Origin of the sequence: Vreelandella profundi (assembly GCF_019722725.1) — a bacterium.
GTDB classification, from domain to species: Bacteria; Pseudomonadota; Gammaproteobacteria; order Pseudomonadales; family Halomonadaceae; genus Vreelandella; species Vreelandella profundi.
This window is the reverse complement of sequence record NZ_CP077941.1, coordinates 1,881,775-1,898,474: the sequence shown is the minus strand read 5'-3', so window position 1 is coordinate 1,898,474 and position 16,700 is coordinate 1,881,775. Positions and strand designations below refer to the sequence as shown.

The following is a 16,700-nucleotide window of genomic DNA, read 5'->3' as shown; positions in this document are numbered from 1 at the left end:
TTAGTGTAGCTATCAGCGTAGAAGACGAACGCAGTCGCGGCCTACGCTTTTGGCGCTATACAGCGCCTGATCCGCTCGCTCAATTAGGCTCGTTAGAGGCTCGCCGCAGCGGTATTCGGCAACACCTATACTTAACGTGACATGGCCTGAACCCATGCCAAAGTCATGCGCACTGATAGTTTGTCGTAACCGGTCGGCAAGTGCATGGCACTGCTGCAGCGGCGTCAGCGGCAGCACGACCATAAACTCTTCGCCTCCCAGGCGGGCAATCATGTCTTCACGGCGCATTAGCGTCTGTGCCTGCGTGGCTAACTGCCTGAGGACGTCGTCCCCATGCAGATGGCCCCAGCGGTCGTTAATGCGTTTAAAGTGATCGATATCGATCATCATGATCGAAAGCGGGGTTCCGTGGCGAGCACTTAGAGACGCAACGTGGGTTAGGTGTCCCATCAGCCTACGCCGATTGGGCAACTCGGTCAGGGGGTCTGTATCGGATAGCTTGCGTAGCCGCTGTTCCTCGGCCACATGATCACTAATATCCATCATCATGCCGTTCCATTGCACGCCGTCGCTGACCGGTTTGGGGCTGGCGCTAACGGCAATCCAATGAGGCTCGCCTTTGGGAAGCGATAGCCTAAAGCGCGTTTTAAGAGGCAGCATTAGGCGTGCTGAGTGCTCTATAGCGGACATGATTTTAGGGTGATCGTTACCGGTTAATTGTTCAACGAGCGGTCCGGCATTTAGAGCAAGTAGGTCGCAGTCAATATACTTGAGAGCGACGCCTCCGCCCTTTAAATACGGAAATCGCATATGCCCGCTATGCGCGCGGTGGAGTTGAAAAATAACGCCCGGTATATGCGGGATAAAGTGGTCGGCACTAATTTGCTGTGGTGCATCAATTTCATTCACGGGCATGCGTGAATCTCCATACAAATGCCAATAAAATTCAATCGCGAAGATTATCCCTAAATACGTAACCAGAATGTAATCAATTGCTGACAAAATGTCTCTTTTTTATACTTTTTTAAAATATAGTTATTGCATTTTAGTTTTTCCGAGTTGGAAACACGTCAATTTAGTCGAGGCGTTTACGGGATTTAATGATAAAATTAATTACTTTTTAATATATAGAATCCAATTTTTATTCCTCGAGGTGGTTTCTTGGAAGCAGGACAACAGCACGTTGATCAGCCATATGGCTGGGTGAGTTTGGTCGGCGCGGGCCCTGGTGACCCAGAATTACTGACGCTTAAGGCCTATAAACGCCTGCAAGCGGCCGACGTTGTGCTCTATGACCGCTTAGTTAGTGATGAGATTCTGGCATTCATCCCTAGCGAAGCGCAGCGCTACTATGTTGGCAAGGCTCGTTCGCTGCACAGCGTCCCTCAAAATGAGATCAATCAAGCGTTGGTGGCATGGGCCCATCAGGGTAAGCGCGTTGTGCGCCTCAAAGGCGGTGATCCTTTTATATTTGGCCGAGGGGGTGAAGAGCTAGAAGCTCTGCGAGCCGCTAAGGTCAGCGTGGAAGTCATTCCTGGCGTCACGGCAGCCTCAGGATGTGCCGCCTATGCAGGCATTCCGCTTACTCATCGAGATCATGCGCAGTCGGTTCGCTTTGTGACCGGCCACTTGCAGCAGGGAGAATGCGAGCTCGACTGGGATGCACTTGCCCGACCCGCGCAAACGCTGGTTTTCTACATGGGGTTAGGCAGCGTTAGGGTCATTAGCCAGGCGCTGATGAAGCACGGGCTGTCGCCACAAACGCCGCTGGCCCTTATTGAACAAGGCACTACTCGCCAGCAGCGTACGCACGTGGGAACCCTTTCATCGCTGCCCGATGCTTTCTTGGCGGACGACATAAAACCACCTACGCTGCTAATAGTAGGCAGCGTGGTGTCCTTACACACGACCCTTGCATGGTTTGATGTGCTTGAGGGTCAGGCGTCAGGCTTTCATGAAGGTAAGCATTCACGTTAGCCTACAGCATTAGCTTTTAAACTAAGCAGTAGCTCGACAGCATCATGGCGATAAGAATTCACTAACAAACTGGCTAGATGCAGTGAGCTGTGTATGCTGAAAGGGTAGTCATCCGCCGCAAGGGAATCGCTGTTGCTATCTTTTTTCTTCAGTTTGAACACACCTTGGCTTGCCAATCTAAGCGTAGATCATAGAGGAACGCATAATGTCAGAAGACAATCATTCAGATAATCATTCAGACAACCTGCCGCCAGCCAACAAGCCAGAACCAGCAAAAAAAGCGGAGATGAAGGGACTCTTTCAAGACAATCGGGTAAAAGCCATTGCGGGCATCGCGGCAATTGCGGTTGTTTGGGCAATTATGGCGCAGTCTAATGCGAGCACACGTCAAGATCGTGTCGATAGCCTTGAAGAGCAGTTAGCGAGTGCTGAGCAAGAAAAAAGTCAGATGAAGCAGCGCATTAGTGAAATTGATGAAGCTGAAACGAATCTTGCTACGCTGCAGGAAGAGAGGGATTCCTTGCAGGCTCAGCAGGATGAGGCTAACGCCGCGCTCCAGAGTGCTCAGGGAGACGTCAGCGAGGTTCAGACGCGCTTAGACGAGCTTGAAACTGAGCGCGATACCCTGCAAGAAGAAATTTCAGCATTGAATGAGCAGTTAGAAACGGCTGAAAACGATATGACGGGACTGCGCGAAGAACGCGATGAAATCGCCAGCACTCGCGAGGAAGCCGAAAGTAATTTGCAGCAGGTTGAGGAAGCGCGTCAGAGTGCTGAAGATGCCCGGCAAGAGGCCGAAGCTGCACGCCAGCAGGCTGAAGAGCAGCGCCAGCAGGTGGTAGACGATTTAAGCGCTAAAGAAGAGGAGCTGTCTGCGCTGGAAGAGCAGATCAGCCAAATGACCGAGGAGCAAGCTAGCCTAAATGAGGACGTTTCCACTGCTCAGGGCGAGCTTGACGATTTAATGACCGCTCTAGACTCGGGTCGCGAAGAGGTGGCGAGTGTCGAGAGTAATCTTGAAGAGCGTGAAAGTCAGCTGCAGCGCTTAGAGGGCCAGCTAGGCGAATGGCGTGATGAGCTTTCCACGCTAGACAGCCGCTTAGCGGATGCAGAAAAATCAGTCAGCGAAGCCGCTACGGCCTCACAAAGCAGCTCGGCTGAAGAGGATGCGCCTGAAAACAGCGATGAGAGTGCCAACGATGACGACGGTGGCAGTCAAGAATCAGAGCAGAATGCGGGCTGAAAAGTAACTAAGTGCTGAAGCTTTTGCGCTAAGCGCTGATGCTGAAAACAAGAGCGGATGTCGGGGAGCCGGCGTCCGCTTTTTGCTTGCTGGTTTATGATTGTTGCGCTGAGGAGTATCATTCACTCAGCGTTAATCTAAGGGCTATTTTAATTAAGCGCCTAACAATGAAAGGAGTGCCATTGGATGGATGGGGTTAAGCATATTATTGCAGTGGCATCAGGCAAAGGCGGTGTGGGGAAATCTACCGTTACAGTGAATCTGGCGCTGGCATTAGCCGCACAGAATTATCGCGTGGGCGTTCTTGATGCCGATATTTACGGACCCAGCCAAGCACAAATGCTCGGCGTTAAAGAGGGCGTGCGCCCACAGGCCGCGGCCGATAATAAGTTCCTGCCGCTTGAGGCCCATGGTATTCAAGCCATGTCGATGGCCTTTATGGTTAACACCCGTGAGCCGATGGTATGGCGTGGTCCGATGGTGGTGGGTGCCTTTCAGCAGATGTTGACGCAAACCCAGTGGGATAACCTAGATTTTCTGCTGATTGACATGCCCCCAGGCACCGGTGATATCCAGCTAACGCTGGCGCAAAAAGTGCCGGTAGCAGGCGCCGTGATTGTCACAACGCCGCAAGATATTGCGCTATTAGATGCCCGCAAAGGGATTGAAATGTTCCGCAAAGTTAACGTGCCGGTGCTGGGCGTTGTTGAGAACATGAGCCTCTACCACTGTGAAAATTGTGGCCATGAAGCGGCTATTTTTGGCACTGGAGGCGGTGATAGCATTGCCCAAGAGTACGACACCCAAGTGCTTGGGCGGCTGCCATTAACGCTTTCTATCCGTGAGTTAACGGACTCAGGCAGGCCGAGCGTCGTATCTGAGCCGGAGGGTACAGTCAGTCAAACCTTTGCAGCGATTGCCAAAAAAGTAGCCGAAGCGGTCAATATGAGCCAAAACGAAGGCCCTACCATTTCCTTTAGCGAGTGATAACGTACTAGATGAGTATCAAATCTGATAACTGGATTCGTCGCATGGCCAAAAGCGATGCAATGATAGAGCCGTTCGAGGCTGAACAGGTGCGCTATGTGAACGATCAGCGGGTCATTTCCTACGGCACGTCAAGCTACGGATACGACGTTCGCTGCGCTGATGAATTCAAAGTGTTTACCAATATTCACTCGGCGATTGTCGATCCTAAAGCGTTTGACGCGAAAAGCTTTGTCGATATTAAAGGCGACGTTTGCGTTATACCCCCAAACTCATTCGCGTTAGCCCGCACGGTAGAATATTTTCGCATTCCGCGTAACGTGCTGACTATTTGCTTAGGTAAATCTACCTACGCGCGTTGCGGCATTATTGTTAACGTCACGCCGCTTGAGCCGGAATGGGAAGGCCATGTAACGCTTGAGTTCTCGAATACGACGAATTTGCCTGCGAAAATCTACGCCCATGAAGGCGTTGCGCAGATGCTATTCTTAGAGTCCGATGAAGTATGCGCCACTTCGTATAAGGACCGTGGTGGTAAGTACATGGGCCAGCGCGGAGTGACGTTGCCGCGTACCTAAGGCTAACCATGCAAAACGCCTGACGGGCTATTAATCCGTCAGGCGTTTTTTTGTTTCAAGCTCAGTCCAGGTGCGTTTGCTAGACGGCGTTACAGCTACGATTCGTCGTCAAGCTCTTCATCAAGCTCTTCAGCCGCATCGGCATGTGAGAGGCGCATCCCGTATTCGGGTAGCCGCTGGCCGTCCATTTTGGCGCCATCTTCACTGAACTGCAGCCGGCCTTCTAAAAACCACTGTACCGCAATCGGATAAAGCAGATGCTCGCGGGAGCGTACCTTCTCTTGAAGCGTTTCTACCGTGTCGTCAGCGCTTACCTGCAGCTCGGCTTGAAGTACCACCGGGCCGCCGTCGAGCTCTTCGGTCACAAAGTGAACGCTGCAGCCGTGGCTTTCCACGCTGTCCGCTAGAGCCCGCGCGTGGGTATTAAGCCCCGGGTAGTTGGGCAGCAGCGAGGGGTGGATGTTGAGCATGCGGCCCAGAAAGCGCTGAACAAAGCGAGGCGTTAAAATACGCATAAAGCCTGCCAGAACGATGAGATCCGGTTCGTGGCGTTCAATGACTTTAATCAATGCGCCATCATAGGCTTCGCGGCTGTCGTATTCACGATGGGGCAGTGCGACCGCCTCAATACCTGCTTCGTGGGCACGTTTTAAGCCGTAGGCATCAGCGATATTGGAAATGACCGCAACGATGTCACCGCCGCCTAACCGGTCATGTGACTGGGCATCAATCAGCGCCTGCAAATTGCTGCCATTGCCGGAAACCAGTACAACAATGCGTCGAGCACCGACAGGTTCTGGCGTTACGTCTTTAATGGTGTCGCTTTGGTAATCCGTATTGGTCATGCCGAGAGATTCTCCAGAATAACGGCTTCCTCTTGGCGTTTAACGATCTTGCCTAGGCGATACACGGTTTCGCCCTGCGTTTCTAGATAAGCGACTGCCTGATCCGCCTGTTGCTGCGAGACTACCACCACCATACCAATGCCGCAGTTGAGCACGCGGTGCATTTCGGTTTCATTGACATTGCCGTGTGCCTGCAGCCAGTCAAACACGGCGGGGCGCGTCCAGCTGTTAATATCAATGTGGGCAGCGAGATTGTCGGGCAGGACGCGAGGAATGTTTTCCAGCAGCCCACCGCCAGTAATGTGCGATAACGCGTGCACGGCGATATCACTTTCGCGCATTAAAGACAGCAGTGATTTAACATAGATGCGGGTCGGTGCCATCAGCGCATCGCCAAGGACCGTACCGTCAATGTCGGTGTCTAGCGAGGCGTTGCTAACGTCAAGAATTTTGCGAATTAGCGAGTACCCGTTGGAGTGCGGGCCTGATGACGCAAGGCCCAGCACAACGTCGTTTTCAGCCACTTTGCTGCCATCTAAAATGTCTGCCTTTTCAACGACGCCAACGCAAAAGCCTGCTAAGTCATAGTCGCTGCCTTCGTACATGCCGGGCATTTCGGCGGTTTCGCCACCGACTAACGCGCAGCCCGCTAGCTCGCAGCCAGCGCCAATCCCGGTGACAACGTCGGCAGCAATATCCACATCGAGCTTACCCGTGGCATAGTAGTCAAGAAATAGCAGTGGCTCGGCGCCGGCGACGATCAAATCGTTGACACACATCGCGACTAAATCAATCCCAATCGTGTCGTGTTTGCCAAGATCCATGGCTAGGCGCAGCTTAGTGCCGACCCCGTCGGTGCCTGAGACCAGAACGGGCTGCCGATAGCCTGCCGGTATTTCACACAGTGCGCCAAAGCCGCCAAGTCCACCCATCACTTCTGGGCGAGTAGTGCGCTTGGCAACGTGTTTAATGCGGTCAACCAGGGCGTTACCGGCATCAATATCGACGCCTGCGTCCTTGTAGCTGAGGGAAGGCGTAGCCGAAGAAGAAGAGGTCTCGGTCATGACAGATCCTGTGAAGCAAATAGCGGTGCTGGTAGTGCTGGCGACATGGCCAGTGCTGGGCGATAACTGGAGCGAATTGTAACACTCAGTGGCGCAAGCCGCACCGCTGTGAAACATGTTGAAAAGCTTACGAGCAGGTTTTGCTGATATACGGCATAGTAACGCTTAGTGAAAAGGGCCGGTTTAAATCCATATTTGAGAGGAATATATGCGCAATTCTTGGTGGGGTGTGCTGTTTTTGGTAGTGATAGGCGGTTCTATTTATTTGCTCGATTCAGTGCTAATGCCTTTTATTGCTGGGATGATTCTCGCTTATTTAGCCGACCCGCTAGCGAATCGCTTCCAGCGCTGGGGTATGAACCGGCCTTTGGCGGTGAGCAGCGTGTTTTTAGTCCTGCTAATCATTCTGGTGGTGAGCCTGCTGATCTTAATACCGCTGATTGTTCAGCAGCTTAAGCAATTGGGGGAAGCGATTCCGAGTATTTTCAACTGGGTCGAAAATATACTGGCTCCCCAGGTGCAGGAATGGACAGGTTATGACGTGACCGCAGAGTTAACCAATGTCCGTGAAACACTGGCTGATAATTGGCGTGATGCGGGCGGTTATTTAGCGCAGGCACTGGGCCAAATTGGTCGTTCTGGAATGGCGTTTGCGTCCTGGGTGACTTACGTTGCATTGATTCCCGTGGTGACGTTTTATCTGCTTTTAGACTGGAATCGATTGCTCGACAATATTGCCAATTTAATTCCCCGTCAGTGGGCTGATGATACCTTTCGCTTAGCGCGCCGCTGCGATGAGGTGCTTTCCTCATTCTTACGCGGGCAGCTGCTGGTCATGCTCTGCTTAGGGATTATTTACGCAGTCGGTTTGACGCTGATGGGGCTTAATTTTGGCCTGCTCATCGGCTTTGTGTCCGGGCTAGTGAGCATTGTGCCGTTCTTAGGTTTTATTGTCGGCCTGGTGATTGCGCTTGTGGTAGCGCTCTTTCAATACGCCACGTGGTGGGCAGTGGTGGGCGTGATTTTAGTCTTCAGCATTGGTCAAATGGCTGAGAGCGTGGTGCTTCAGCCTAAGCTGCTGGGCGACAAAATTGGCTTACATCCGGTAGCGGTCATCTTTGCCGTGTTGGCGGGTGGAAAGCTGTTTGGCTTAACGGGGGTGCTGTTAGCACTGCCGGTGGCTGCGGTGATTTTGGTGCTGCTTAAAGAAGTCAAAGTACGCTATCAGCACAGCGAGCTTTACGACGATACAAATACCGACGACCAGCCAAAGATTATCGAGGTAAGTTCGTCGTATCATGATGAGCCAGCGCGTGATGATAAACGGGAGTCACCATGAGCCGAACACCGGCACAGCTTCCTCTGGGCATTGGTTTACGTGATGATGCCACGTTTAATAACTACTATGCGGGACGTGCGAACGCCTCGCTAGTAGAGCATGTTACCCAGCAGCTAACGGCGCAAGGTGAGCCGTTTCTCTACCTGTGGGGGGCGCCTGGGGTGGGGCGCAGTCATCTGCTTCAAGCGGCCTGTCACGCAGCTTCAGATGCAGATAAGCGCGCGCTGTACTTACCGCTGGGCGACTTAGGCCACTTTCCGCCGCTGATGCTGGAAGATATCGAGCGGTTGGATCTTGTGGCGATCGACGACCTTGAGTGCGTGATCGGACGCAAACGTTGGGAGGAGGCTCTATTCCACGCTTTTAATCGGCTGCGGGATGCGGGCAAGCGGCTATTAATTGTTGCCAATGCCTCTCCACGCCAATTGAATGTGCAGCTGCCTGATCTTGCCTCGCGGTTAACCTGGGGTGTGACCTTTCACGTTCATACGCTAGATGACGACAGCGAGCGTTTGGCTGCCCTAAAGCTACGTGCCAGCGTGAGAGGAATACAGCTGCCCGACGACGTGGGTCGCTATATTCTACATCGCGGCCCGCGTGAGCTAGGCGAGTTGTGCCGTGCGGTGGAAACGCTTGATAAGGCGTCGCTGACGGCTCAGCGCAAGCTGACGATTCCGTTTGTGAAGTCTGCCCTAGGTTGGTAAAAAATTGGTTCAGCAGTAGGGCAAAAAATGATTCGACAGACACTAAAACGCCACCGTAGGCAGAGCCAACGGTGGCGTTTTAACGAACTGGTTTATTCGCTATAACATGGGAAAAGCGTTAAGCGGTTTTACTCATTTTGCTAGCGGCAGTTTGCGCTTGCTTGACGTTGTCTTCCGTCAGTTTTTGGCTTTTCTGAATAAAATCCTGCTGCAATGACACTACTTTATCAGCGTCACCCTTAGCACGTTCGGCTAATTCCTTAGCCACGTTTTGCTGGCTTTCCATGTAGCTACGCAGGCCTTCTGCGTCTTTCACGTTCATCATCTGACGCATCTGCGCAATGCCGGTATCTGTATAGGCTTTGCTGGCATCCATCTGAGCATTGATCATTTTTTCAGTGTAATCGACGCTTAATGCCATAAACGCGCGGGCTGGCGCCATAAACATGTTGTCAAATTGCTGATTCATTTCATTAGTATTAACAGTATTCATATTCATTCCCTCTAGGGTTGCAACAGCACGATCAGAGACAGCGCTGCTAAAATAGATTGCCAGAAACAGCCATCCAGAGGTGGGTACTGCTTACTTACTGGCATCTTTATGTGTCATCTTGCAGTGCAGCATAGCAAACGCTTTTGTGCGGTGCAACATTAGCTTTAAGAGTATGTGCTGAGCAGTTCGTGAAGACTTGATTGAAGACGACTTTTTTTGAGGTAGGCTGTATTTGAACAAGAGTTTGGCAACCCCTGGCGAACGATATTGCGGCTTTACGCTCAGACCAGAGTAAGTCGTTATATTCATAGGAGAACCAGCAATGGAAACACGTATTGAACGCGACAGCATGGGTGAGTTGGAAGTGCCCGCAGATGCCCTTTACGGCGCACAAACGCAGCGAGCCATTAATAATTTTCCGGTTTCTCACACGCCCATGCCTCCGGCCTTTATTCATGCGGTTGCTCGTATCAAGTTAGCCGCAGCACGCGTCAATCAGGCATCGGGAGCGCTTGATAAAGAGCGCGCAGAGGCGATTCAGAAAGCTGCCCGTGAAGTGCTCACCGGCATTCATGATCAGCATTTTCCTATTGATGTATTTCAAACCGGCTCAGGTACCTCCTCTAACATGAACGTCAATGAGGTGCTGGCCACCCTGGCGTCCCGTGAGGGGGTCGACGTCACTCCCAATGATCACGTCAATATGGGGCAGTCGAGCAACGATGTGATTCCGACCGCCATTCATCTCTCGGCCGCCATCGCTGTACATGAGTCTCTTCGCCCCGCGTTGGTGCATTTGCGTGACACGATTGATAGCCGCGCTAGCGAGTTAAGCCATATCGTTAAAACGGGGCGCACCCATTTAATGGATGCCATGCCGCTGCGCATGGATCAAGAGTTAGGCGCTTGGTCGAGCCAGCTCAATCAAGCCATCGAGCGATTTGATAGCGCAATGCAAAGGCTTTGCCGTTTAGCGCAGGGCGGCACTGCGGTGGGTACGGGTATTAATGCCCCTGAAGGGTTCGCTGAGCAGGTTGCCCAGGAACTGAGCGAGCAGACGGGGTTAATGTTCGCTCCTAACGATAGTTTTTTTGCCAGCCTCTCTTCACAAGATGCGGCGGTCGAGCTATCAGGGCAGTTAAAAGGCTTGGCCTGTGTGATTATGAAAATTGCCAATGATCTGCGCTGGATGAATTCAGGGCCATTGGCTGGGCTGGGCGAAATTGAGCTTGAGGCGCTGCAGCCCGGCAGCTCAATCATGCCGGGTAAAGTAAACCCTGTAATTCCCGAGTCAGCCGCTCAGGCTGCTGCACAGGTTATTGGCTTAGATGCGGCGATTACCGTTGCGGGCCAAAGCGGAAACTTCCAATTGAATGTCATGCTGCCGCTAGTGGCGTCCAATTTGCTCACTTCAATTAACCTGATGAGCAATACTTCTCGCCTGCTGGCTGATCGCGCAATCGCAACGTTTAAGGTGCGTGAAGAAAATCTGAAAGTGCCCCTGGCACGCAACCCTATTCTGGTAACGGCGTTAAATGGTGTGATTGGCTATAACGCAGCGGCCGCTATTGCGAAAAAGGCCTACCAAGCGGGTAGGCCGATCATTGACGTGGCTGAGGAGAATACAGACCTTGATCGTGAAACGCTTGAGCGCTTGCTGGATCCGGCCGTGTTGACTCAAGGCGGTATTCCCGAGTAATCCGGCCTGTGTGGGGCGTCAGCGATTAGGTTTCTTGGTGTTCGGTTTTTCCTTCTTGAATCGTTTCGCTGGCCTCCTCATGCTCTTCTGTGCTGGCTTTGGGCGTTTCATGCTCGTCTTTGCGCGAGGGGCGATAGCAAAAGGTCGCTAAGATAGGATAGTGATCTGAGCCGAAATAGCTTAGGCGCTGCATGCCTACCAGGGTGAAGTGCTCGGTTACGAAAATATGGTCAAGAGGCCAGCGTAACATTGGATATTTAGCGTGGAAGGTGCTGAATAGCCCGCGGCCTCGGCGTGGATCGAGCATGCCGCCCACGCGACAAAAAAGCCGTGTTGTTCTTGACCACGCCACGTCATTAAGATCGCCAGCTACTAGCGTTGGCTGTGGATCGTCATGAATTTTTTTGCCGACGAGTAAAAGCTCAGCGTCACGCCATAAAGACTTTTCACTCTCGCTAGGCGCAGGCGGGCGAGGGTGAAGTGCGTAGAAGCAAAGCGTTTCGCCGTTTTCTAGCGTGACCCCGGTATGAATAGACGGAATGTCGTCTTGAATCAGCCACTCAATGGAGGTGTTGGTCAGCTCCAAATGCGAGTAAAGATGCATGCCGTAAAGATTGTCGAGCGGGATTTTAACGCTGTGGGGCCAGTATTCTTTCAGCGCCGGGTCTAACTGGTCTTCCCACCATTGGTCAGACTCAAGCGTCAGTACAATGTCAGGCTTATGTTTGTTTATCATGTCGATAAGCGATTGGGCCTGCCGATTCGGCGTTAAGACGTTAGCGATTAGCAGCGTAATGGTGCGGCTTTTATCTGGATTTTCTGCCGCTTGAACCTGCACAGGCCAAAGCGGTGTCCAAGGCAAGATGTAGTAGGCCTGAACCAGAAAGGTAACACCTGCTGCGCCGAGGGCAATCCACTGCCAGCGTCCCGCATCAACAAAGATAGCCGCTAATAAAAAGTCAGCGAGCGCTACGCATGCAAGCTGTAAGCGTGGAAATTCAAAACTGCGGATCCACCACCAGTGCAATTCGATGCGCGCAATGAGCGTGGCTAATAACAGCGCGATGGCGATGCTTCCTAGCAAAATACCGAGCATGGCTTACCTCCCTATAGATAATGGCCATCATACTAAAATAATTAGCCTGCGATGTAATAATATAAGTGTAAGAGTTTAACGACAATTTGTTATCGAGTGGTTCGTGCAAAGAGGCGAAGCACAACAGGGAAAAAGCTTGCAATTCAGTGGTAAGAACGTACAATTCGCATCCGTTGCTTGGCACGATTGTGTCTGAGTGCAGCGTCAGTAGGACCATAGCTCAGTTGGTTAGAGCGCCACGTTGACATCGTGGAGGTCGGCGGTTCAAATCCGCCTGGTCCTACCAAATAGCTAAAAACACCTCGTGCGTTATCGTGCGAGGTGTTTTGTATGTGTGCTAGTTAGCTTTCGCGATGAAATTGGGTAAATCAGTTTGCTGAATAAAGGTGGCAACCAGTGCTTCAATGCCAGCCTGATCTTGCTGCGTGAAACGCCCGTGCAGTGGGCTGTCTAAATCAAGCACGCCCCATAGGTGGCCATTGGCCACGACAGGAACCACCAGCTCAGAGCGTGAGTTGGTGTCGCAGGCAATATGGTCTTCAACTGCATGCACGTCGTCGACTCGCTGAGTGGTTTGCTGGCGCGCAGCGGCACCGCAGACACCTTTGCTGAAAGGGATCGGATGGCATGCAGGCTGGCCTTGGAAGGGTCCCAGGCTGAGTACGTCGGATTGACGCTGAAGGTAAAATCCCACCCAGTTTAAGTCGCTAAGCTGTTGAGCGATAAATGCGCCTGTCTGTGCGCTATTGGTTAGCCAGTCCCGTGTGTCCAGCAGCGCTTCCAGCTGGCGGTTAAGCATCGAAAAATCGACAGTGGTTTGCATTTGGCTTCCTTAGTTTAAAAATCGCATAAGACAGGTGTTTTTACAAAGCGCACAAAGCCGGCGCAGGGCCGGCTTAGCATATCGTTTTTACTTCGAAGGAGGCAGTCCTAGGCGTTACTTGGTCCAGCCTGGGACGGCCGCGCCTTTGAATAGCTCTTCCGCTTTTTCAATGACTTCGTCACGCTGATAGGCATCGACCAGTTGGCGGATTTCTTCGCGCTCTTCGTCACCCGCACGCACGGCGATCAGATTGACGTAAGGCGACTCAGGGCCTTCTTTAATCAACGCATCGTCAAGGCTTAAGCCCGCCGGCTGTGCAAAGGTGTTATTGATGAACGCCATGTCGACATCGGGCAGTACACGCGGCAGCTGAGCCGCTTCAATTTCACGGAAGCGGAAGTTGCGCGGATTTTCAGCAATATCGATAGGCGTTGCTTCAAGGAATTCAGGATCGTTAAGGGTGATCAGGCCTTCGTTGTGCATCAAGATCAACGCACGACCCTCGTTGGTCGGATCGTTGGGTAGGGCAATTTGTGCGCCGTCAGGCAGATCATCAATGCTGTCGTACTTCTCCGAGTAAGCGCCAATCGGATAAACGAAGGTGTAGCCAGCCACCGCGAGCTCGTAACCGCGGTCGTTAATCATGGTGTCTAGGTAGGGTTCGTGCTGGTAGGCGTTAGCATCTAAGCTGCCGTCCGCGAGGGCAACGTTAGGTGTGACGAAGTCAGTAAACTCAATGATTTCGACATCAAGGTCGTATTCTTCTTTAGCGATGCGGGCCGCGACTTCCATTACTTCTGTTTCAGGGCCGGCGACGGTGCCCATTTTGATGCTGCGTGTCTCTGCGTTGGCGACATTAACCGCAAGGGCTAGGGCTGTCAGGCTACCGATAATGAGCTTTTGCATGGCATTTCTCCAATCACGTTGTACATAATGGTGCAATGATGCGGGAATAAGAAGCGTGTGTCTAATTCGTTTTTGGCATAAAGAGGCAGGTGACTAACTATTTACGATCACTTTTGCGAACCAGGTAGTCGCCCAGACTCTGGAAGCCCTGCACCATGACGACCAAGATCACGACCGTAATGAGCATAATGGTCGGATTGAAGCGGTTATAACCATAACGAATGCCTAAATCGCCTAGCCCGCCGCCGCCGACTGCGCCTGCCATGGCCGAGTAGCTGACCAGCGTCACGACGGTAATTGTTAAGCCCGTCATGATGCCGCCGCGAGCCTCTGGAATCAGCACTTTGCAAATGATTTGCCAAGGGGTGGCGCCCATCGCCTGTGCTGCTTCAATGAGTCCCGGTGAAAGCTCATTGAGCGCCGCTTCAACCAGTCGCGCAATAAACGGAATGGCAGCAATCGTTAGCGGTACCGACGCGGCATTGATGCCAATCGACGTGCCGACGAGCATCCGCGTAAAAGGAATGATGGCTACCATCAAAATGATAAAAGGAATTGAGCGGCCAATGTTAGTAATGAGACTGAGCGCTTGGTTTAGCACGGGCTTGGCTAATATTTGGCGAGGGCGCGTAACGTATAGCAATACGCCCAGCGGCAGACCAACCAGGGTCGAAATCAGTCCTGATACGGCCACCATATAAAGAGTGTCCAGCGTGGCTTGTAAAATAAGATCAATCATTGCGCTGGACATGGCCAAGTACCTCTACCTGCAGTTGATGAGATTCAAGATACGTCATGGCCTGCTGCGTCTGCGCCGGCGTGCCTAATAGCTCTGCAATCATTAAGCCTAGGGTGCGTTCCTGAATAGATTCTACTTTCGCCTGCAAAATGCTGACGTCGACACCGCACTCACGGGCAAGGCGTGAAATGAGTGGCGTTGAGACCGCATCGCCCGAAAAGGTGAGCCGGACGACGGGGTGAGTATTGTTGCCGGGCGCGTCCATAAGCCGCTCAATCAGCTCTTTAGGCGGCGTTAGCTGCAGAAAATCATTGAGAAACTCTCGGCCCAGCTGTGTGCGCGGCGCGGTGAAAAAGTCGCCCACTTCTGCGTCTTCAACCAGTTCCCCGTCTGAAATCAGGCTGACTCGATGGCAAATTGATTTCACCACCTCCATCTCGTGAGTAATCAGTAGAATGGTAATGCCCAGCTGACGATTAATATCACGCAGCAGCTCCAGAATTGAGCTGGTGGTTTGTGGATCAAGCGCTGAAGTTGCTTCATCGCAAAGCAGAATCTGCGGCTTGCTGGCCAGCGCGCGAGCAATGGCCACGCGTTGTTTTTGCCCGCCAGAAAGCTGGGCCGGGTATTGATTGGCTTTGTCCGCTAGGCCCACCATTTCCAGCAGCGAAATAACGCGCTCACGCACGGCGTGACGTTTTTGGCCCATTAGCTCAAGGGGAAGCGCGACGTTGTCGAAGACCGTACGCGTGGTGAGCAAATTGAAATGCTGAAAGATCATTCCAATTCGGTGGCGTGCCCGATTAAGCTCTGCATTGCTCAGGCGCGTCATTTCTTGACCGTCTACCGTAACGCTGCCGCTCGTGGGCCGCTCAAGCAGGTTGACGCAGCGAATCAGCGTGGACTTGCCCGCGCCGGAAAGTCCAATCACGCCATGGATAGTGCCTTTGGGGACGCTGAGGCTGGCGTTTTTGAGTGCATGGACAGCGTTTTTGTCGTTGCCCTTTCTTTTGCCGACAGAGGTGTTACTGAAGTAGGTTTTACTGACGTTGCTAAGTTCAATCATAGCGTCTGCCTTAACGGTAGGCCGAAGACGGGTGCGGGGGTGCAAATTTCAAGTGACCAAGGGTAGGGCTGAAAATAAAAAAGCCACCCTCTTGGGTGGCCATCAGCGCTGGACACACCCTTATTAGCTGCACTTCACCTAAACAGTGGCTAAGCCCGGCCAAAGTATGGGTGGACGCCCGCAATATGGGTACAAATCGGCGTCATTAAATTTGCGACCAAAGTTTAAATATGCCGACATGGCCTGTCAATCACATCCGTCCGATTGTATGTTTTAAGCTGTTAAAATAGCGATATTTCCTGATATTTATCGCTTTTTGTGTATTTTTTACTAATCAACATGCTTGGGCATGTGCTTGGTTTGACTGGGTGAGGGTTTACTTAGCCATCCAGTATTATCGGATCGATACGCAATATAGTGGAGAAGAGTGCGCAAGCACGAGGCACCAGTAGTAAGATTATGACCATCATTTCGCTAGCGCTGACATTCAGGAGATAAGAGTTTTATGTTTACCGGCATTGTGCAAGGGGTTGCGAAGGTTGTAGCAGTGCGTGAGCTTGATGAGTTTCGCGTACACGTAATTGAAATGCCTCTCTCAATGCGAGCGGGCCTTGAGATCGGCGCATCGGTGTCCCATAACGGGGTGTGTTTGACGGTAACGTCGATCGAGGGCGATAACGTAAGCTTTGATTTAATGCGCGAAACGCTGCGGTTGACCAATCTTGGTGCCGTCACGCCAGGGCAGTGCATCAATATAGAGCGCGCGGCGCGCTTTGGCGATGAAATAGGCGGGCACTCGATGTCGGGTCATATTATTTCTATGGCAGACGTGGTGGCGATCGAAGAGGCACCTAACAACCGTCGCCTGTGGTTTTCTCTGCCCGAAAGGCTTGGCCGCTTCGTATTCGAGAAAGGCTATATCGGTGTCGATGGCATTAGCTTGACGATAGGTGATGTGCGCCAAACGGAAACTGGCGTTGAGTTTAGCGTTAATTTAATTCCTGAAACGCTGGCACGCACTACGCTTCAAGACCGGGCGCCTGGGGATCAGGTCAATATTGAAGTCGATCCACAAACGCAGGTTATCGTTGAGACCGTTGAGCGCATTTTGGCAACGCAGCAGCGGGTTTAACCGCTAGGT

The 16,700-nt window shown here is 52.2% G+C and carries 17 protein-coding genes and 1 tRNA gene; 9 read left to right on the top strand and 9 right to left on the bottom strand.

All coding sequences use genetic code 11. The annotated features are described in order from the left end of the window. Positions 1-12 precede the first annotated feature (12 nt). Positions 13-915, bottom strand: coding sequence for a GGDEF domain-containing protein (locus KUO20_RS08710; protein ID WP_235039495.1), 903 nt, complete (start codon positions 913-915; stop codon positions 13-15). 246 nt (positions 916-1,161) lie between these two features. Between KUO20_RS08710 and cobA the strand changes: the two genes are divergently transcribed. The 4 genes from cobA to dcd all read left to right on the top strand — a co-directional run bounded on the left by cobA (position 1,162) and on the right by dcd (position 4,785). Continuing rightward, positions 1,162-1,977, top strand: coding sequence for a uroporphyrinogen-III C-methyltransferase (gene cobA, locus KUO20_RS08705; protein WP_235039494.1), 816 nt, complete (start codon positions 1,162-1,164; stop codon positions 1,975-1,977). A gap of 205 nt (positions 1,978-2,182) precedes the next feature. Beyond that, on the top strand, positions 2,183-3,220 hold the full coding sequence (locus tag KUO20_RS08700) for a coiled-coil domain-containing protein (RefSeq protein WP_235039493.1): 1,038 nt from the start codon (positions 2,183-2,185) through the stop codon (positions 3,218-3,220). 186 nt (positions 3,221-3,406) lie between these two features. Continuing rightward, complete coding sequence (gene apbC, locus KUO20_RS08695; RefSeq protein ID WP_235039492.1) at positions 3,407-4,207, top strand: iron-sulfur cluster carrier protein ApbC; 801 nt, start codon at positions 3,407-3,409, stop codon at positions 4,205-4,207. Between the two features lie 11 nt (positions 4,208-4,218). Continuing rightward, the gene (gene dcd / locus KUO20_RS08690) at positions 4,219-4,785 is read left to right on the top strand and encodes a dCTP deaminase (protein WP_096279703.1); all 567 of its coding nucleotides are present in this window, start codon (positions 4,219-4,221) and stop codon (positions 4,783-4,785) included. A gap of 95 nt (positions 4,786-4,880) precedes the next feature. Here dcd and purN read toward each other — a convergent pair whose 3' ends face one another. Together purN and purM are read right to left on the bottom strand one after the other, a co-directional pair. Then, a complete protein-coding gene (gene purN / locus KUO20_RS08685; protein WP_235039491.1) occupies positions 4,881-5,630 on the bottom strand; it encodes a phosphoribosylglycinamide formyltransferase in 750 nt (249 codons plus the stop codon). Next, positions 5,627-6,694 carry a phosphoribosylformylglycinamidine cyclo-ligase gene (gene purM, locus KUO20_RS08680; RefSeq protein WP_235039490.1) on the bottom strand — a complete coding sequence of 356 codons (1,068 nt, stop codon included), beginning with the start codon at positions 6,692-6,694 and terminating at the stop codon, positions 5,627-5,629. The genes purN and purM overlap by 4 nt, the downstream gene beginning before the upstream one ends. A 208-nt stretch (positions 6,695-6,902) precedes the next feature. Between purM and KUO20_RS08675 the strand changes: the two genes are divergently transcribed. After that, positions 6,903-8,033 (top strand): AI-2E family transporter, encoded by a 1,131-nt coding sequence (locus KUO20_RS08675; protein ID WP_235039489.1) that lies wholly within the window; start codon positions 6,903-6,905, stop codon positions 8,031-8,033. Continuing rightward, positions 8,030-8,737, top strand: a complete 708-nt coding sequence (hda, locus tag KUO20_RS08670) for a DnaA regulatory inactivator Hda (RefSeq protein ID WP_235039488.1) — start codon at positions 8,030-8,032, stop codon at positions 8,735-8,737. The genes KUO20_RS08675 and hda overlap by 4 nt, the downstream gene beginning before the upstream one ends. Positions 8,738-8,855: 118 nt before the next feature. On the opposite strand, the gene KUO20_RS08665 is transcribed toward hda, so the two are convergent. Beyond that, positions 8,856-9,230 (bottom strand): phasin family protein, encoded by a 375-nt coding sequence (locus tag KUO20_RS08665; protein WP_235039487.1) that lies wholly within the window; start codon positions 9,228-9,230, stop codon positions 8,856-8,858. A gap of 322 nt (positions 9,231-9,552) precedes the next feature. Here KUO20_RS08665 and KUO20_RS08660 point away from each other — a divergent pair, with 322 nt between their 5' ends. Next, positions 9,553-10,929 carry a class II fumarate hydratase gene (locus KUO20_RS08660; RefSeq protein ID WP_235039486.1) on the top strand — a complete coding sequence of 459 codons (1,377 nt, stop codon included), beginning with the start codon at positions 9,553-9,555 and terminating at the stop codon, positions 10,927-10,929. A gap of 25 nt (positions 10,930-10,954) precedes the next feature. On the opposite strand, the gene KUO20_RS08655 is transcribed toward KUO20_RS08660, so the two are convergent. Beyond that, positions 10,955-12,025 (bottom strand): endonuclease/exonuclease/phosphatase family protein, encoded by a 1,071-nt coding sequence (locus tag KUO20_RS08655; RefSeq protein WP_235039485.1) that lies wholly within the window; start codon positions 12,023-12,025, stop codon positions 10,955-10,957. A gap of 209 nt (positions 12,026-12,234) precedes the next feature. Here KUO20_RS08655 and KUO20_RS08650 point away from each other — a divergent pair. After that, positions 12,235-12,311 (top strand) — tRNA-Val (locus KUO20_RS08650). Positions 12,312-12,362: 51 nt separating this feature from the next. Here KUO20_RS08650 and KUO20_RS08645 read toward each other — a convergent pair. From KUO20_RS08645 to KUO20_RS08630, 4 genes are all read right to left on the bottom strand, one after another. Beyond that, the gene (locus KUO20_RS08645) at positions 12,363-12,848 is read right to left on the bottom strand and encodes a GAF domain-containing protein (protein WP_235039484.1); all 486 of its coding nucleotides are present in this window, start codon (positions 12,846-12,848) and stop codon (positions 12,363-12,365) included. Positions 12,849-12,962: 114 nt separating this feature from the next. Next, positions 12,963-13,754, bottom strand: a complete 792-nt coding sequence (locus tag KUO20_RS08640; RefSeq protein WP_235039483.1) for a MetQ/NlpA family ABC transporter substrate-binding protein — start codon at positions 13,752-13,754, stop codon at positions 12,963-12,965. 97 nt (positions 13,755-13,851) lie between these two features. After that, positions 13,852-14,505 carry a methionine ABC transporter permease gene (locus tag KUO20_RS08635; RefSeq protein WP_235039482.1) on the bottom strand — a complete coding sequence of 218 codons (654 nt, stop codon included), beginning with the start codon at positions 14,503-14,505 and terminating at the stop codon, positions 13,852-13,854. Further along, on the bottom strand, positions 14,486-15,559 hold the full coding sequence (locus KUO20_RS08630; RefSeq protein ID WP_235039481.1) for a methionine ABC transporter ATP-binding protein: 1,074 nt from the start codon (positions 15,557-15,559) through the stop codon (positions 14,486-14,488). The genes KUO20_RS08635 and KUO20_RS08630 overlap by 20 nt, the downstream gene beginning before the upstream one ends. A 505-nt stretch (positions 15,560-16,064) precedes the next feature. Between KUO20_RS08630 and KUO20_RS08625 the strand changes: the two genes are divergently transcribed. Then, positions 16,065-16,691, top strand: a complete 627-nt coding sequence (locus tag KUO20_RS08625) for a riboflavin synthase subunit alpha (RefSeq protein WP_235039480.1) — start codon at positions 16,065-16,067, stop codon at positions 16,689-16,691. Positions 16,692-16,700: the final 9 nt, after the last annotated feature.

Bases quoted from the DNA above. Each gene is read 5' to 3' on its own strand.
- KUO20_RS08710 (WP_235039495.1), bottom strand. From the start codon at position 915: ATGCCCGTGAATGAAATTGATGCACCACAGCAAATTAGTGCCGACCAC.
- KUO20_RS08700 (WP_235039493.1), top strand. From the start codon at position 2,183: ATGTCAGAAGACAATCATTCAGATAATCATTCAGACAACCTGCCGCCA.
- apbC (WP_235039492.1), top strand. From the start codon at position 3,407: ATGGATGGGGTTAAGCATATTATTGCAGTGGCATCAGGCAAAGGCGGT.
- dcd (WP_096279703.1), top strand. From the start codon at position 4,219: ATGAGTATCAAATCTGATAACTGGATTCGTCGCATGGCCAAAAGCGAT.
- purN (WP_235039491.1), bottom strand. From the start codon at position 5,630: ATGACCAATACGGATTACCAAAGCGACACCATTAAAGACGTAACGCCA.
- purM (WP_235039490.1), bottom strand. From the start codon at position 6,694: ATGACCGAGACCTCTTCTTCTTCGGCTACGCCTTCCCTCAGCTACAAG.
- KUO20_RS08675 (WP_235039489.1), top strand. From the start codon at position 6,903: ATGCGCAATTCTTGGTGGGGTGTGCTGTTTTTGGTAGTGATAGGCGGT.
- hda (WP_235039488.1), top strand. From the start codon at position 8,030: ATGAGCCGAACACCGGCACAGCTTCCTCTGGGCATTGGTTTACGTGAT.
- KUO20_RS08665 (WP_235039487.1), bottom strand. From the start codon at position 9,230: ATGAATACTGTTAATACTAATGAAATGAATCAGCAATTTGACAACATG.
- KUO20_RS08660 (WP_235039486.1), top strand. From the start codon at position 9,553: ATGGAAACACGTATTGAACGCGACAGCATGGGTGAGTTGGAAGTGCCC.
- KUO20_RS08655 (WP_235039485.1), bottom strand. From the start codon at position 12,025: ATGCTCGGTATTTTGCTAGGAAGCATCGCCATCGCGCTGTTATTAGCC.
- KUO20_RS08645 (WP_235039484.1), bottom strand. From the start codon at position 12,848: ATGCAAACCACTGTCGATTTTTCGATGCTTAACCGCCAGCTGGAAGCG.
- KUO20_RS08640 (WP_235039483.1), bottom strand. From the start codon at position 13,754: ATGCAAAAGCTCATTATCGGTAGCCTGACAGCCCTAGCCCTTGCGGTT.
- KUO20_RS08635 (WP_235039482.1), bottom strand. From the start codon at position 14,505: ATGTCCAGCGCAATGATTGATCTTATTTTACAAGCCACGCTGGACACT.
- KUO20_RS08630 (WP_235039481.1), bottom strand. From the start codon at position 15,559: ATGATTGAACTTAGCAACGTCAGTAAAACCTACTTCAGTAACACCTCT.
- KUO20_RS08625 (WP_235039480.1), top strand. From the start codon at position 16,065: ATGTTTACCGGCATTGTGCAAGGGGTTGCGAAGGTTGTAGCAGTGCGT.